12 protein-coding genes are annotated in these 15,863 nt (G+C 70.9%); 5 read left to right on the top strand and 7 right to left on the bottom strand.

Annotated features, from left to right (window positions below; translation table 11 throughout):
• Positions 1 to 912: 912 nt before the first annotated feature.
• Complete coding sequence (locus J7E88_RS26675; RefSeq protein ID WP_215185482.1) at positions 913 to 1,314, top strand: ATP-binding protein; 402 nt, start codon at positions 913 to 915, stop codon at positions 1,312 to 1,314.
• Between the two features lie 51 nt (positions 1,315 to 1,365).
• On the opposite strand, the gene J7E88_RS26670 is transcribed toward J7E88_RS26675, so the two are convergent.
• From J7E88_RS26670 to J7E88_RS26660, 3 genes are read right to left on the bottom strand one after another with little or no spacing between them, the layout of a single operon-like run.
• Positions 1,366 to 3,672 (bottom strand): ABC transporter permease, encoded by a 2,307-nt coding sequence (locus J7E88_RS26670; RefSeq protein ID WP_215185480.1) that lies wholly within the window; start codon positions 3,670 to 3,672, stop codon positions 1,366 to 1,368.
• 3 nt (positions 3,673 to 3,675) lie between these two features.
• A complete protein-coding gene (locus J7E88_RS26665; protein ID WP_215185478.1) occupies positions 3,676 to 4,488 on the bottom strand; it encodes an ABC transporter ATP-binding protein in 813 nt (270 codons plus the stop codon).
• Positions 4,485 to 4,991, bottom strand: a complete 507-nt coding sequence (locus tag J7E88_RS26660; RefSeq protein WP_215185477.1) for a PadR family transcriptional regulator — start codon at positions 4,989 to 4,991, stop codon at positions 4,485 to 4,487. The genes J7E88_RS26665 and J7E88_RS26660 overlap by 4 nt, the downstream gene beginning before the upstream one ends.
• Positions 4,992 to 5,233: 242 nt before the next feature.
• Between J7E88_RS26660 and J7E88_RS26655 the strand changes: the two genes are divergently transcribed.
• Positions 5,234 to 6,511: an ABC transporter substrate-binding protein gene (locus tag J7E88_RS26655; RefSeq protein ID WP_215185475.1), complete on the top strand. Its 1,278-nt coding sequence runs from the start codon at positions 5,234 to 5,236 to the stop codon at positions 6,509 to 6,511.
• A 548-nt stretch (positions 6,512 to 7,059) separates the two neighbouring features.
• Here the strand turns inward: J7E88_RS26655 and J7E88_RS26650 are convergent.
• From J7E88_RS26650 to J7E88_RS26635, 4 genes are all read right to left on the bottom strand, one after another.
• A complete protein-coding gene (locus tag J7E88_RS26650) occupies positions 7,060 to 8,973 on the bottom strand; it encodes a transglycosylase domain-containing protein (RefSeq protein WP_215185473.1) in 1,914 nt (637 codons plus the stop codon).
• 92 nt (positions 8,974 to 9,065) lie between these two features.
• Positions 9,066 to 10,370, bottom strand: coding sequence for a HAMP domain-containing sensor histidine kinase (locus J7E88_RS26645; protein WP_215185471.1), 1,305 nt, complete (start codon positions 10,368 to 10,370; stop codon positions 9,066 to 9,068).
• Position 10,371: 1 nt separating this feature from the next.
• Positions 10,372 to 11,109 (bottom strand): two-component system response regulator CseB, encoded by a 738-nt coding sequence (gene cseB, locus J7E88_RS26640; RefSeq protein ID WP_215185466.1) that lies wholly within the window; start codon positions 11,107 to 11,109, stop codon positions 10,372 to 10,374.
• Positions 11,106 to 11,825 (bottom strand): hypothetical protein, encoded by a 720-nt coding sequence (locus tag J7E88_RS26635; protein WP_374196324.1) that lies wholly within the window; start codon positions 11,823 to 11,825, stop codon positions 11,106 to 11,108. Before J7E88_RS26635 ends, cseB begins: the two co-directional genes overlap by 4 nt.
• Positions 11,826 to 13,345: 1,520 nt before the next feature.
• Between J7E88_RS26635 and J7E88_RS26630 the strand changes: the two genes are divergently transcribed.
• The 3 genes from J7E88_RS26630 to J7E88_RS26620 all read left to right on the top strand — a co-directional run.
• A complete protein-coding gene (locus tag J7E88_RS26630) occupies positions 13,346 to 13,864 on the top strand; it encodes a hypothetical protein (protein WP_215185463.1) in 519 nt (172 codons plus the stop codon).
• Positions 13,865 to 13,946: 82 nt separating this feature from the next.
• Positions 13,947 to 14,792 carry a DUF4097 family beta strand repeat-containing protein gene (locus tag J7E88_RS26625; RefSeq protein ID WP_215185460.1) on the top strand — a complete coding sequence of 282 codons (846 nt, stop codon included), beginning with the start codon at positions 13,947 to 13,949 and terminating at the stop codon, positions 14,790 to 14,792.
• A gap of 61 nt (positions 14,793 to 14,853) precedes the next feature.
• A partial coding sequence (locus J7E88_RS26620; RefSeq protein ID WP_251023257.1) for an ATP-binding cassette domain-containing protein occupies positions 14,854 to 15,863 on the top strand: 1,010 nt, incomplete at its 3' end.

Raw genomic sequence — 15,863 nt, 5'->3', positions numbered from 1 at the left:
CCCCGCGAGGAACCCGACGAGGCAGCGGAGCACCTGCATCAGGCGCTGGCGCTGGCCCGCGAGGACGGGCACCTCAACAATCAGGCGTGGTGCCTGCCTGGGCGTCGCGCTGCGGCAGATGGGCCGCTACGAGGAGGCACTGGCCAGCCACCGGGAGGCGTTCGCGCTGCTCGAAGGCAGGCCGTCCTGCAGGAGCTCACCCCCGGCGCTTGCTGATCCGTCCAGCAAGTGGGGTCGGGGGCCATGACGTCTCTCATGCCTGGAATGGACCGCCGCGTTCGGGCGGGTGGGATCGGCGACTGCCGGCCCCGGAGGCGACCTGGCACGACGACGGCCGACTCGAAGGCGGGGCTGACGCCCCAGGGGCGGATGCCCCCCAGGTTTGGCGCGCGGGTCAGCCCCCGGTTGGCCTCCCGACCGCCCGCAGGTCGGCCTGGCGGGCCTTGCGCACATTCAGCCGTCTTGGCCCAGTCGCCCGGACGGGCAGGATTTCCGGCGTGGCCCTGATGCCTATCGGTTTACTTAACCGTGTTTGTCCGTAGACGGATGCCGCTGCCAGGCGGAGGTATGTTTCCTGCGGTTTTCTTCGGGAATACGTTGACTTCCCTTCTGCGCCGTACTTAACATGTATGTACAACAGCTTGACCCGCACGAGATGAGCGGCTGATCGCAGCCGGCCGGGAGCTCTCCTGGCGCTCGTGCCCGACACTGCCGAGCGGCGTGTCACGCGGGGACGCGTGCCGATGTTCGCCCGGATGGCTGAGGTCAGCGAGGCACGTCATGGTTCCCACCCAGGCAAGTTCCACGATCACACCAGGCAGGCTCCGTCCTCTGCCAGGGCGCGCACCCGTCGTCCCGCCCACGGCGCCTTCCGCTCCGGCCGGGCCGGGCGAGGACACGTTCCAGCGGGCGATGATCTCCCTCCCCGCGCAGGCCTGCCGGGTAGGCACCGTCCGGGCTTTCGTCGCCGGCCTCCTGAACCGCTGGGGCGTGACCGGTCCGGACCGGGACAGCGCTGTCCTGGTGGTCAGTGAACTGGCCGGCAATGCCGCGCAGCACGGCGGCTCCGAGATGACGGTGAGTGTGTCCCTGTCGGCTCAGGATCTGTGCATCGACGTCGTCGACACCGGGCCCTCCACCGACCTGCCCCGCCCCCGCGGAACCGATGCCGACGACGAACACGGGCGCGGGCTGGGCATCGTCGAGTATCTGGCCGAGTGGATCGACATCCGTACTCACCCCGACAGCTGGCGCTGCGGCGTCGGACTGCGTGTCGCCCGGACCGTCGCCCCGTACGCATCGCGGGCCGCGTAGATCCGAGCGGGGCGGGTCGGTCCGGCGGTCACGCCTTGCGCGTACCATCTGTTACAGCGTGTCGCTGAGGGTGTCCGCGAGACGGTGCCGGACGGCCCGCAGTGCGGGCAGAAGCGAGACGGCGACCGCTCCGGCGACTGCCGCCACGCCGAGGAGGATGAGAGCGCCGGGTGGCGGGAGCTGGGCGATGCCCGCGCCGATGCCGCTGGAGGCGGCCTGGACATCGATGAGCCACTGGGAGGCCAGGAGTCCCAGACCTGTACCGACGAGGGCGGCCGCCAGGGCGATGAAGCCGGTGCCCGCCACAATCACCGCGATGATCTGGCGGGGTGTCAGCCCGATGGCTTTGAGGGCCAGCAGGTCACGCCGTCGGTCCCGTACGCCGGCGGCGATGGTGGTGGACAGCTCCGCCAGGCCGATCAGCGCCAGCACACCGATCAGTCCGGCAACCACCGGGCGTACGGAGGAGAGTTCGTCGGCGATGTTGGCGCTCTCGCGGATGTCCAACCGTCCCAACGCTCGTTCCGAGAGTCGCTCACCGACCTCTGAGGGATCGGCTCCGGGCCTCAGGACGAGGGAGTAGAAGTCCGGCCGGAGTGCGGGGTCGCGCTCGCGCAGAGTGTCCAGGGAAGTGGAAATCACCCGTCCGTTGTCCTCGGGCTCGATGATGCGGCCGACGATGTGAAGGATCTGCGGAGTGCCTCGGACGGTCATGCGGACCCAGTCGCCCACTTCGACGTCGAGCAGGTCCAGCAGTCCTTGTCCGGCGACGGCCTCGTCGGGGCCGTCGGGCGGGCGGCCCTCGGCCACGGCAAAGGGATAGGGGCGGGCCGTGGTGCCCAGGCCCCGGAGCGTGATCGTGCCGGTCTGGCCGGGCACCAGCGCCGTGACGTCGGCGCCGGGATAGGCCGCGGTGACGGCGGGGTCCGCAGTCACCAACCTCCGCATGGATGTGTCGTCGAGGTCGTCGCCGCGGGCGGTGAGGGCGGCGACGATCCCGACGTCCTGCGGGTCGCTGTCGAACCGGTCGAGGGTGGTCCACGTGCCCAGGGCGATCGTGATCAGGACGATGGGAACGGCCAGCCGGGCGATCGCCGCGCAGGCCCGCAGGGGATATTGGAAGGCTCCGCGCCAGCCGAGGACCAGGGCGGGCGGCAGGCGCAGGCCCAGAGCCCGCCGGGTCGTGCCGGACATCCGCCGGGTGGCGGGGACGGTGGCCCGTGCGACGGGTACGGGAGACACGCGGCCTGCCCGCCAGGCCGCCGAGCTGGTCGTGGCGGTGATCAGGAGTACCGCGCCCACCGCGATCCCCGCAGGAACCCAGATGTGGCCCGGCAGTGCCTGCCAGAGCTGCACCGCGTCGCCGGCCCGGCCGGGCAGCTCGGCGCCGAGCAGCTCGGTCAGGAGCGTCCCGGCGGCGATGCCCAGCAGCGCGAGGGTGACGTACTCGGCCAGGAACATTCGGATCAGCTGCGCGGGGGTGAAGCCGATGGCTTTCAGGACGGCGATGTCGCGCAGCGAACTGCGGATTCTGGTGCTGACGGCGCCCGCCACGGCGAATCCTGCGGCCAGCAGAGCGCCCAGGCCGAAGACGCCCAGCAGCAGTCCGAGCAGGCGGTCGCTTCCCTGGGCGGCGGCTCGGGCCTCCTGCCAGGTGGAGATCCCGGAGATCTGGTCGGCGCCGAGTTCGGTGACCGCACGCTGGACGGCGAAGTCGGTGTGCTCCGGATCAGCGAGCTGCAGGCCGATGACCTGTTCATGGCGCTCGCCGGGTTCGAGCCGCAGGAACGTGGCGGTGGGCACCCATGCCACGCCGGGGACTTCTCCCGGCTCGTACGGGGGCTCCGCCGTGTCGGCGATGCCGATGATGCGCAGGGTGCCTGCGGCTGCGCCTTCCCCGCGCACGTGCAGCCGGTCGCCGGGCTCGGCCCACAGGGCGCGGGCCAGTGAGCCCTCCAGAACCACTTCGTCGCCGGCCCCGGAGGCGAACCAGCGCCCGGAGGTGATCAGCGGCCTGGCCACCTCTGGCGGGGTCGAGGTGGCGGCGCGCAGCTGCACCGCCGCTCTGCTCCCGGCGAGGTCGGCGGTCGCAGGGCCGGTGAGGAACGGCCCCGACGTGGCCCGCACCCCTTCGAGCCCGGCCAGCTCCTTGGGGTCGAGGCCTGCTTTCGTCTGGATCCACACGTGCGCGCCGGAGGACTGGGTGAACACGCGCTGCCACGGGTTGGCCGCGTAGGTGAGGAACGCCCCGGCGAGCAGCAGGGAGACGATGATCCCGGCGGTCGCCAGGACCAGGAACAGCGCCTCGCCGCGGCGTACCCGAAGGTCGGCCCGTACCCACAGCGCCACGGCACGCATCGTTCAGCCCCCGAGTTCCAGCGTTCCGGACACCCCGCCACGACGCGGGCCTTCGCGGCCGAGTACGACGTCGTCGACGATCCGGCCGTCGAAGAGGCTGATGACCCGATCCGCGGCGCTTGCCATCCGGGCGTCGTGGGTGACGAGCACGATGGTCTGGCCGCGTTGGTGGAAGCGGGAGAGCAGCCTCAGCACTTCGCGGGTGCCCTTGCTGTCCAGACTGCCGGCAGGCTCGTCGGCGAGCAGCAGGGCGGGGTGGTTGACCAGGGCGCGGGCAAGAGCGACGCGCTGCTGCTCACCGCCGGAGAGCTCGCCGGGCGTGCTGTTCTCCTTGCCCTCCAGGCCGAGGTCGGCGAGAAGCTCGGCGCGATCCTCCCGTGCGCGCCGCGCGGTCTTGCCGGCCAGCAGCGCGGGCAGATCGACGTTGTCCGCCACCGTCAGGTGGGAGACCAGGTTGAAGAACTGGAAGACGATGCCGATGCTGCGTCGACGCAGCACGGCCCAGCGGGCCTCGCTGTAGCCGTCGACCCGCCGGCCGTCGAGCCAGATGCGCCCGCTGTCGGGCCGGTCGAGTCCGCCGAGGAGGTGGAGGAGCGTGGACTTGCCCGCTCCGGAGGGGCCGGTCACCGCGAGGAACTCGCCGCGCCCCACACTCAGATCGACCCGCCGCACGGCCCTGACGGCAGCTCCCTCGGCCTGATGCGTTTTGACCAGGCCCTCCGCCCGCAGGAGAGGCTCAGCCTCGGTGGATTCCTTCCCGTCCGTCGGGGAGGCGATCTCGTCGGCGCCGCCCCCAGAAGACGCCTCGCGATTCATTCCAGCTCCTCCTGACAGCGCTCCAACCAGTCGAGGTCCGCCTGCAGGTGCAGCATCGCCCCTTCGATGAGCAGCTGCGCGAGCCGGTTGTCCCGGTCCTCGGTCGCTGCCAGCTTCGAAAGATCACGCATGGTGTTGAGGTAGTGGCGGCGCTGCTGGTTGATCAGCGCGATCTGATCGGCCACTTCCGAGTCCGACGCCAGGGCGAGCTTCATGAAAAACTCGTCCCGCACCCGCGGCTCGTCGGTGGGCTTCTCGAACCATTCCGCTACCGCCTTACGCCCTGCCGGGGTCAGCCGGTAGATGCGCTTGTTCGGGCGGTTCTCCTGGGTGACGTCCTCGCCCTCGATCAGTCCCGACTTCTCCAGTCTGCCGAGGGTGACGTAGATCTGCCCGATATTCGGCTGAGGGTACGCGGCGCCCAGCAGGCCCTCCAGCGCCTGCTTGAGCTCGTAGCCGTGGGCGGGCCCCTTCGCCAGGAGTGCCAGGAGGTGGAGACGCACGTTCGCCCGCCTCCCTTCCCGGCGTAGGATTTGGCGCGGGTGCCCCACAGCCCGGCGTGCGGCTGAAGGCTACGGACCGCTCCGCACCGTTGAGCATTCCGCTTACATAACGGGTATCCAGCGTACGGCTGACTGACGTGCTGTATCGCTGCACCCGCCGCCACGCCGTCAGCATTCCACTAGGCAACGGACATCCAGGGAACGGCGCCCGGCGAGTTGGCATCGCTGCACCAGGAGGAGCCATGCGGTGGACACGAACCGCCAGCCGGGGAGTCCTCGTCGCTGCGCTGATCTGCGCCGGCTACGTCGGTTCCACCGCCGGGAGCGGTGGGACCGACGAGTCCGCCGCCAGGAGAGGACCCTTGACCCTGGTGACCGGTGAAGACCTCACCGGATACCTGGAAGGGGTCTTGAAGGACTGGAACCGAGCACACCCCGGTGAGAAGGTCACCCTCGTCGAGCTCCCGGAGGCAGCCGACGAGGTCCGGGCCCAGATGGCCAGCAGCCTGCGGTCCGGCAGCGCCCGCTACGACGTGCTCAACATCGACGTGGCCTGGACCTCGGAATTCGCCGCGGCCGGCTGGATCTCCCCGCTGAACGCCGACCGCTTCCCGATCAAGCAGTTCCTCCCGCCCGTGGTGCAGACCGCCACGTTCGACGGCCGCCTCTATGCGCTGCCCTATGTCACCAATGCCGGCCTGCTCTACTACCGCAAGGACGTGCTGGAAAAAGAGGGAGAGAAACCGCCGCGCACATGGGCCGAGCTTGAGCGACTGGCCAAGACGGTGGCACCGAAGTACGGCCTGGACGGATATGCCGGGCAGTTCCTTCCCTACGAGGGGCTCACGGTGAACGCCGCGGAGGCCGTGCAGTCCACGGGCGGCACGATCCTCGTCGACGACGGCAGGCGGGTGACTGTCGACTCTTCCGCCGCCCGCCAGGGCCTGGAACTCCTCGCCCGGGGTGTCCGCGACGGCTGGATCCCCAAGAAGGCGCTCACCTACAAGGAGGAGGAGTCCCGCAAGGCCTTCCAGGACGGCCATCTCCTCTTCATGCGCAACTGGCCCTACGTGCACGCCCTGGCCAGCGGCAAGGACTCCGAAGTCGCAGGCAAGTTCGGTGTGACGCCGCTGCCGGGACTGGGCGGGAATGCAGCGGGCATCCTCGGCGGCTCCAATCTGGCGATCAACGCGGACTCCCGTCACCGTGACTCGGCAACCGACCTCCTGGTCTACCTGACCAGCCAGAAGGTGCAGCGGCAGGTCCTCATCGACGGCGGCCTGCCACCAGTTCGGGCAGATCTCTACAACGACCCCTCGCTGGTGCGGCAGTTCCCCTACCTGCCCACGCTCCAGGAGGCCGTGTTGGCGGCGAAGCCGCGGCCCAAGAGTCCGCGGTACGACCAGGTGAACCTCGTGATCCAGGCCGTCGTCCACGATGCCATGGCCCAGCGCGATACGACCGACGAGGCCATCGCCCGGCTGAAGCGGGAACTCGAGGCCATCGCCCGGCAGCGCTGACGCCCCTACGGCCGACAGCGTGTTCCGCCCGTACAGAGCGCCGGGTTGAACCTAGTTCTCCGCCTGCTCGGCAACCTCACTCCGGCCGGCACACCACACCCGAGCCCGCCACACTCCCGGCGCACCGAGCACGATCCGCTCCCCCACAGGGCCGCCGGTAACGCCCCACAGGTCCAGCACCCCGGACGGTGAGTGGATCTCCCCGGCTCCGGCCGGCTCCCACTGACCGACAGCCCCCGGCGGTTCGCTGCCCCACACTTCGACATCGACGGCGGCGGTGTGCGTGTGGCCCGCGCTATCCCGGCCTCCCCGCGCAAGGCGTGGGCGCCGATGCCCGGACGCGGCGCCTACGCATCGTGATCATTGTGGAAATCGGCGTCGTACGCCGGATGGTCTTACGAGCAGTGAGGCGGACGTCCTCCGCGCTATCCGGGAGACGGGGGGACCGAACGCATCGGGATCCCCTGGATGGCGCTCGACGAGCTGGCCGCGCAGAAAGCTGTGGACAAACTTCCTGCTGAAACGATCAGTAAGTCACCGGACAGCCCCTACGGGAGCGTGTCCGGCAGGGGACGGGGCAGGCTGTCGGCAGAGCCCGCCGTGTACATCGACCAGATCCTTGCCGCGCCACCGTCACCGGCGCCGTCCAGCGTCACCTGCTTCTGCGACGTCGCGTCTTCACCGAACAGCGCGAGCGAGGTGACCAGTTCGGCGGAGCCGCCCACGAACCAGTCGGCCTTCCTGTCGTCCGACGGACCGCCGACGGTCACGGTCTGCGCCGGACGGGCGCTCTGCGCGGGGCTCACGACGGAGAACCGGCCGTTGCCGAGCGACGGCTCCGCTCCGTACGACGCGGTGACTGTGCCCGCGGTCTCGGGGCGCACCACCTGCCCGCCGACCGAGGGCGGCAGCTGTGTCGCTTCACCCGCCCGCTCCGCCGCTTTCACGATCGAGGGCGTGACCTTCTTCCCATCGTTGGAGAGCGTGGCGTAGACACCCGCCATCTCCAGGGGGCTGACGCCCATCAGCCCGAGTGTCGTCGCGCCGGGCGCGGTGAAACCGCTCGCCTGCGGACTCATGCCCAGGTCCGTCGCGGTCCGGCGGATCAGCGCCGGGTCCGCGAGACCCCTGTTCTCCCACTTGGCCTCGGCGGAGGCCGCCAGGGCGACCGGGGCGAACGTCGGTCCGGCCTGGTAGTCGGAGCGGAGCGAATTGTTGAGGTAGTGCTTCAGATAGTCCCTGCCCCCGTAGAGGGCCACGATGCGCCCGCTCCTGGGGTCCACCGACACCGCCCCCGCCTGCCGGTCCGAGCCGTCTGCCGCTCCGGACGCCGAGCCGTCGACACCCGGGCCGCCGTCCAGCCCGGCGGCGACGGCGTTCTCCAGAGCCCGCTGCCGGGTCGGGTCGATGTTGAGGGTGATCCGCCAGCCTCCGCCCGCCAGATCCTGCTCGCTGATGCCCGTGGCCATCAGCTCCCGCCGCGCCGCGTCGACCAGATAGCCGTTCTGGCCCGCGAGCCCCTGTACCGGCTTCGGGGCCAGGGGCACGGGAAAGCGCATGCTCTGCCGGCGGGCCGGGTCCAGCCAGCCTTCCTCCACCATGTTGTCCAGGACGTAGTTCCAGCGCTCCACGGCCAGCCGCCTGCCGCCGGGCGTGGCCACGGCCCAGTCGTACTGGCTCGGGGCCTGCAGCAGCGCTGCCAGATACGCCCCCTGCTCGACGGTGAGGTCGTCGGCCTCCTTGCCGTAGTAGGCCCGTGACGCGGCCTGCACCCCGTACGCCAGCCGCCCGTAGTAACTGGTGTTGAGATAGCCGGCGAGGATGTCGTCCTTGGAGGTCTGCCGGTCCACCTTCAGGGAGATGACCAGCTCCTTCACCTTGCGCGTGACGGTCTGGTCCTGGCTCAGGTAGTAGTTCTTCACATACTGCTGGGTGATCGTCGAACCGCCCTGTTTGCCGCGACCGGCCACGGTGTTGAAGATGCCGCGTGCGGTGCCGCTGAGCGAGACGCCGGAGTCGCTGTAGAAGTCCCTGTTCTCGGCGGCGACGAACGCACGCTGCACATCCTTCGGCACCCGGTCGAGCGGCACGGACTCACGGTTGATGTCGCCGGTACGCGTGAGCCGTGTGCCGTCGCTGTAGAGATAGACGTTGCTCTGGGCCTTCGCCAGATCATTGGCCCCCGGAATGTCGATGGCGATGTACAGCACCGTGAACCCGCCGACGAGCAGAGCGCCCACGGTCACCACCCCCGCGAGCAGACGTCGCCAGGTGAACAGCCGGCGCATCCCCGTACGCGCCCCCGCCCGCGACCGGGGGCGTGTACCGCGGCGGAAGGTGCCCCGCCGGGCCGCCGGAGCCGTTCTCGGGCCGTCCGGCGGCGCGCCGGTCTCCGCGACGTCGTTGCCGAGGCCAACGAATTGCTGCTCCACGGTTCGGCACGGGTTCCGCCTGATACGCATGGACGCCATCCTCTGTGCCCAAGATCTTCGTCGGGCGGAAGGCCTGCATCGGTCGGGCCTCGGCTGTGCGTCGGGCGTGCATCCCGTCCGTATCAGTCGTGTATCGGCGCCGGGCGGTCGGGCAGCCGCAGTGTGGCGACCGCCCCGCCGCCGGGGCAGTTGGCGAACGACAGTACGGCGCCGATCACCTGGGCCTGGCCCTGGGAGATCGTGAGACCGAGGCCGTGCCCGGTACCCCGCTCCCGCGCCCCTGTCCGGAACCGCTGCGGGCCGTCCGTGAGCAGGGACTGCGGGAAGCCGTCGCCCCGGTCGCGTACGCAGACGGTCACCGAGGCGTCCCGCGGATGCCGTGCCACGGTGACGGTGACCGGGGCCCGCCCGTGGCGGTGCGCATTGACGACGAGATTGGCGACGATGCGCTCCAGCCGGCGCGGATCCGTCCACACGACAGCAGCGTCGTCGTCCGCCCCGCCCGCGGACTCCTCACGGCTCTCCGGTCCGTCACCGGACCCCGCCTCCTCGACGACGGTCGTCGCCGCTGCCAGCCCCGTCCGGGCCACCGCCTGCGCCACCGCCGGGCCGACCGGGCAGCGGGACGGATCCGCCCGCTCGGCGCCCGCGTCCAGCCGGGATATCTCCAGCAGGTCCTCCACCAGCGAGCCCAGCACGCGCACCCGGTCGCGCACATACCCGGCAGCCTCCCCTTCGGGCAGCAGCTCGGCCGCGGTCACCAACCCCATGAGCGGCGTGCGCAGTTCATGCGCCACGTCGGCGGTGAAACGCTGCTCCCCCCGCAGCCGCTGCTGGAGCGCCGCGGCCATCGTGTCCACGGCCGCTGAGATCTCGGCGATCTCGTCCTGCGGGCGCGCCGGCGCGGAGATCCTGGCGTCGAGGTCGCCGTCGGCGATGCGGCGCGCCGTACCGGCCGCCGTACGGAGCCGGCGACTCATCCGCCCCGCGCTGAGCACGCCCAGCGGCAGAACGACCGCGGTGGTGAGCACGCCCGCCACGACGATGTTTGTGTCCAGCGCGGCGAGATCCCGCATCGTCACGCTCAGGTCGACGCGTACGGAAAGGACCTGACCGCCCGCAGGGCGGGCCGCCCACATCGCCGGGCCGCGCTCGCCCGTGGTGAACTCGGTGCCCTGGTGTCCCCGTGCGACCAGCGCGCCCAGGGAGCGGGGCAGCCCTCGCGCGTCCAGTTCCGCGCCCGAACCCTGCACCGAACCGGTGCGGGCGTAGATGACGGCGGCCCGGTCGAGCGTGGTGCGAGCAGCGTCCCGCGCCTGCGACAACTCCCGGTCGCGCGACGCATGGTGCACCAGCACACCGACGGCGGTCGCCACGGCGCAGATCGCCACGGCGACCAGGGCGGCGATCCGCCAGCGCAGAGCCATATCAGCGCCGGAGCTTGTAGCCGAAGCCGCGGACCGTCTCGATCCGTTCGGCGCCTATCTTGGCCCGCAGCCGCTGCACATGGAGGTCGACGACGCGGGTGTCGCCGTGCCAGGCGTGGTCCCACACCCGGCTGAGCAGCGTACGGCGCTCCAGCACGACACCGGGACTGGCGGCGAACTCGAGCAGCATCCGCAGCTCGGTCGGCGTCAGCGCCAGCGTCCGCCCGTCGCGCCGTACCTCCATGCCCCGGGTGTCGATCGTCAGATCGCCGAAGGTCACCGTGGTGCCGTCGGTGTCGCCGGCCGTGCCGTCCCGCCCGGCGACCGTGTCCGGGGAGAAGGAGGCACGACGCAGCAGTGAACGGATCCGGGCGACGAGGACAGCGCTCTCGCACGGTTTGACCACGTAGTCGTCGGCGCCCGCCTCGAGGCCGGACACCACGTCGAGAGTGTCGCCGCGCGCGGACATCATCAGGATCGGGGCGAGGCTGAACTCCCGGACGCGGCGGCACAGTCCGATGCCGTCCAGATCGGGCAGCATCACGTCGAGGAGCAGCAGATCCGGATCGGTCTCGCGGAAGACCTCCAGCCCGGTCAGTCCGTCGGCCGCGGTCGCCACGGTGAATCCGTAGCGTTCGAGCAGCATGCGGACGGTGTTGCGGATCACCTCGTCGTCCTCGACGAGCAGCAGCCGGGCCTCGGCCGGCGCGCCGGGCGCGGAGAGCCGGTGGTGTGTCATCGGGGCGTCCTCTTCTGTGGAGCTGCGCTGTGCCCAGAACCCGCACCGGGCCCCGCCGTGGGACCGGCCGGATCGTCGTGCGGTGCGACGGCCGCCATCACCGTGCCGTTCCAGCGGTAGCGCGTGGTGAACCGGCCGTCCCGGCCGGTGGAGGTGATCACCAGATCGTGGCCGAACGTCTCGCCGGTGATCCCGAGTTGGCCCCAGGTGATCAGTATCGGGCGCACCGTGCCGCCCGACGCCCGGTAGACCTGAACGAGTGTCAACGAGGCGTTCGGTTCGTCGAACGCGACCACCAGCTCCTCCTGCCCGTCACCGGTCAGCTCGCGGAACACCGGCTTGCGCAGCCCGCACTGTGCTCCGGGGCAGTCCGTCAGCGCGGCCCTGACCAGTTTCGGAACGTTGGGGTCCTTGTCCAGCAGATCTGGCACCGACACCGCGCGCAGACTGTCCGCGGACACGGCGACCGAGGGCACTGCCTCGTACTGCCGGTACGTGGGACTGGGCTCACCCGCCGACGGCAGCACGGGCGGCTCGTACTGCGGCCACAGCGGCGAAGCACGCACCGGCGGCGACAGCGTCGGCGCGGGGCCGCCGTCCCGCACTCCCGCGTGCGATGTGCAGGACACCAGCGCCGCCGCGGCCGTGACGGCGGCCAGAGCGACGGCCGCGGCGCGGTCGGCGCGCGGGAGCCCGGTGCGGTGGAAGCGGAGCATAGGCGCCACAGCCTAACCGTGCTTTCCCCGCTCCCGAGCGGTGGTTCGGGAGTGATACCGGCAACCCCCGTGCCGGACCGCCGGCTTCACCGATGTCCAAGTCGACGGTGCGCGCGTGCGCCGGCCCTCACCGGCCGAACCGCTGTCACAGCGGGCTGGCCGTATCCGGGAGGGGAACGGTACGCCGACGGGCGGCGTGAACGGTCGGGACGAACCGCGGGCGCAGCGCCCGCGCAGGGTGTTGCGCATGGGACGCCGTGGCCCGCGGGACCGGTCTTCTCCCGCGTCTCCGAGCCGGAATCGCAGCAGGCTGCCGCGAGGACCGCGCGGTGCGCTTCCGATGGCGGCGCGGCCGCGTCATCGCGGCATGCGCCGCAGTCGTGGCGTTCCTGCTCGCATTCCACTCCGCCGTCCCCAACTCGGGTCGGCGGCTGGGCAGTCTGCTGGAGACGTTCCTGTTCGCGGCTCGGTCTCGCCGTCCCCGCGACGGCGCTCGGCGTGGTGCTGCTGCCCGTCGCCGTATGGCTCGGGCGCTGTATGGCTCGGGCGCTTCGGGCGGCTGATGGCATCGGCCGGTGACGTAGCGCACGACTTGGTGGCCGTGCAGCACAACGTCAGCGATGTGAACGCCCGTCCGGAGGGCACGGCACATGCGCTGACCCGGGCCCACCCACAGATCATCGCCATCACCGGCCGCGTCGCGCCGCGTTCGGCAGCCGCGGGCAGCATCGTCGCGTGCAGACCGGCCCGCGGCCGATGACGCGATCGATCTTCTTGATCTCTGTCCATGTGAAGCCGAGGCGGCGGTGGTTGTTCCGCTGCTTCGGCCGCAAGGATGCCTGTGCGGTCCTGGATACGGACATCACGGTGAACTGCGTTGGGAGGGCATGGGACATGACATCGGCCGGTACGGGCAGCGGCAACTCGGTGGTCGTGTGGGGGTGCGCGGCAGCGTCAGGAGGCACCGGTGGCGGTCGGCGGCGTCCTTGAGGCGGTCGAACCGTTCGAACCGGGTGCGCACCAGCCGGGCGCGGATCGAGGAAGCGGGCGATGATCTCGGGGCAACGGGGCAACGGGGCAACGGGGCGTCGGGGCGTCGGGGCGTCGGGGCGTCGGGGCGTCGGGGCGAGGATGCCGACGCCCTGTCGTGCGGTCTCGACGAGCTGGGCGTTGGACCGGGCGTTGGCCATCAGCGCCTGGTACCAGACGTTGTCGTCGACACGTAGCGCTCGCGGCGGCGTCGGCGGGTTCCCAGGGCGGCACGATTGATCACGACCTCACACACCCGCTTGCGACGTCACATGGCACCACATGGCACTGAGTGGCACCGCTTGGCGCCATCCAGTGCCACATGGCACCAATCCACGCCTTCAAAAGCACATGACCCATGCATGGCACCACAATGACCCAGGTCGACCCTTCCCCGTTTCCGCAGCTCAGGGCCGCCACGCTCAAGCGGACCCCACGCGAGGCGCCACTCGGACTTGCACATGACGCCACTGTGGTGCCATGATGACGTCATGGACCTCACCCCGTATGTCGACACCCTCCGCCGCGAACTCGCGGTGGCCGCCGAAGCCGGCGGGGAAGATGCCCGCGAGCTGGCCGAGCGGCTCACCGCTCCTTTGGAGTCGGCGACCCGTCTGACCATGCTCAATGTGCTCTCCGCCGCGATGGACGAGATCACCCGCGAGCTCGCCCCCGGCTCGGTCGACGTACGGCTGCGCGGGCTCGACCCCGATTTCGTGGTGACGCTGCCGCCCGCCGACGGCGGCCCCATGGAAGCGGCCGCTGCGCCCGTCGAACCGCTCCAGGCGCCGGCCCTCGCGGACGGCGACGAGGGCGGCACCGCCCGCGTCAATCTGCGGCTGCCGGCCCACCTCAAGTCGCGCGCCGAGGAGGCCGCGAGCCGCGAGGGCCTGTCGGTCAACGCGTGGCTGGTGCGGGCCGTGTCGGCCGCGGTCGAGGGCGGCGTGCGGCCGCGTGCGACGGAGAAGACCCGCACCATCGGACAGAGCTTCACGGGCTGGGTTCGCTAGCCGCGCCCGCGCCCGCCCCACTTCACTCACACCACGTCCCACCAGCGGGGACGACCCAAGGACTCATGAGGACGGTACAGCCATGCCTTCTTTCGACACTCCCGAACCGATTTCGGCCACCGCCCACGTGGAAGCCGGTTCCATCCAGTTCACCGCGGGCGACCGCCTCGACACGGTCGTCGAGGTGCGACCCCGCGACCCGAAGCGGGACCAGGACGTGCGGTCGGCCGACCAGACCGAGGTCACGTACGCGAGCGGCGTGCTGACCGTCAGGACGCCCAAGCAGCGCTATCTCGTCGGGCGCACTGGCACCGTCGACGTCACGGTCGAACTGCCCACGGGCTCACGCGTCGACATGACCGGCGCCTGGGCCCAGGTGCTCGGCGAGGGCCGGCTCGGCGAGGTCCGCGTGAAGACCTCGTCCGGTGACGTCCGCCTCGAGGCGACCGGGCCGCTTCAGCTGACCGCCTCCCACGGCTCGATCACCGTCGACCGGATCGAGGGCATGGCCGAGATCACCACCAGCTCCGGCAGCCTGCGGGTCGGCACCGTCGACGGCCCCGCCGTCCTGAAGAACTCGCACGGCACCACGACCGTCGGCGCCGCGACCGGCGACCTGCGGGTGAGCGGCGCCAACGGCGACATCGACATCGCGCGCGCCGAGGGCTCGGTCGCGGCCACCACCGCCCACGGCACCCTGCGCGTCGCCGAGGTCGCCCGCGGCGCCGTCCAGTTGGAGACCTCCTACGGCGCCATCGAGGTCGGCATCCGCGAGGGCACCGCCGCCTGGCTCGACGTCAGCTCCGGCTTCGGGCAGGTACGCAACACGCTCACCGCCTCCGAAGCCCCGGAGAAGACCGAGGACACCGTCGAGGTCCGCGCCCGGACCCGCTACGGCAACATCGACGTGCGCCGCGCCCGGGCCTGAGCACCGGCCCCGCGAATCGCCCACTTCCCCAGTCTCTTCAGCCTTCGAAAGGGAGGGCTCCATGCCTTCTTCTGTCATGCCCACATCCAGGCGGAGTGGCGGTCCGCAGTCGCCCGCCGCCGTCTCCACCGTCGGTCTGCGCAAGTCCTACGGCGACAAGGTCGTGCTCGACGGCGTCGACCTGGCCGTCCCCGAAGGAGCGATCTTCTCCCTGCTCGGCCCGAACGGCGCCGGCAAGACCACCGCCGTAAAGATCCTCTCCACCCTCATTTCCCCCGACCCCGCCTCCGGCGGCATCCGGGTCGGCGGTCACGATCTCGCCACCGACCCCCAGGCGGTACGCGCCGCGATCGGCGTCACCGGCCAGTTCTCAGCCGTCGACGGCCTGATCACCGGCGAGGAGAACATGCTCCTCATGGGCGACCTGCACCACCTGCCCAAGCGGGAGGGGCGCCGTGTCGCCGCCGAGCTGCTGGAGCGCTTCGACCTCAGCGACGCCGCGAAGAAGCCCGCCTCCACCTACTCCGGCGGCATGAAGCGCCGCCTCGACCTCGCCATGACCCTGGTCGGCAACCCGCGGATCATCTTCCTCGACGAACCGACCACCGGCCTCGACCCCCGCAGCCGCCACAACATGTGGCAGATCATCCGCGAGCTGGTCTCCGACGGTGTCACCGTCTTCCTCACCACGCAGTACCTGGAGGAGGCCGACGAGCTCGCCGACCGTATCGCCGTGCTCAACGACGGGAAGATCGCCGCCGAGGGCACCGCCGAGGAGCTGAAGCGGCTCATCCCGGGCGGGCACATCCGGCTCCGCTTCACCGACCCGGCCTCGTACCAGAGCGCCGCCTTCGCCCTCCGTGACGCCACCCGCGACGATGAGTCCTTCGCGCTGCAGATCCCCAGCGGCGGCAGCCAGCGCGAGCTGCGCGCCATCCTCGACTGGCTGGACGCCGCCGGCATCGAGGCCGACGAGCTGACCGTGCACACCCCCGACCTCGACGACGTGTTCTTCGCCCTGACCGGTGGCGCCGACGTTCCCAATCAGCCCAAGGAGAATCTCAATGATCG

The sequence above is a fragment of the Streptomyces sp. ISL-10 genome (genome assembly GCF_018614575.1).
In the GTDB taxonomy this organism is placed as follows: domain Bacteria; phylum Actinomycetota; class Actinomycetes; order Streptomycetales; family Streptomycetaceae; genus Streptomyces.
Note: the sequence above shows the minus strand (reverse complement) of the source record. Positions and strands in the feature narration are given on the sequence as shown.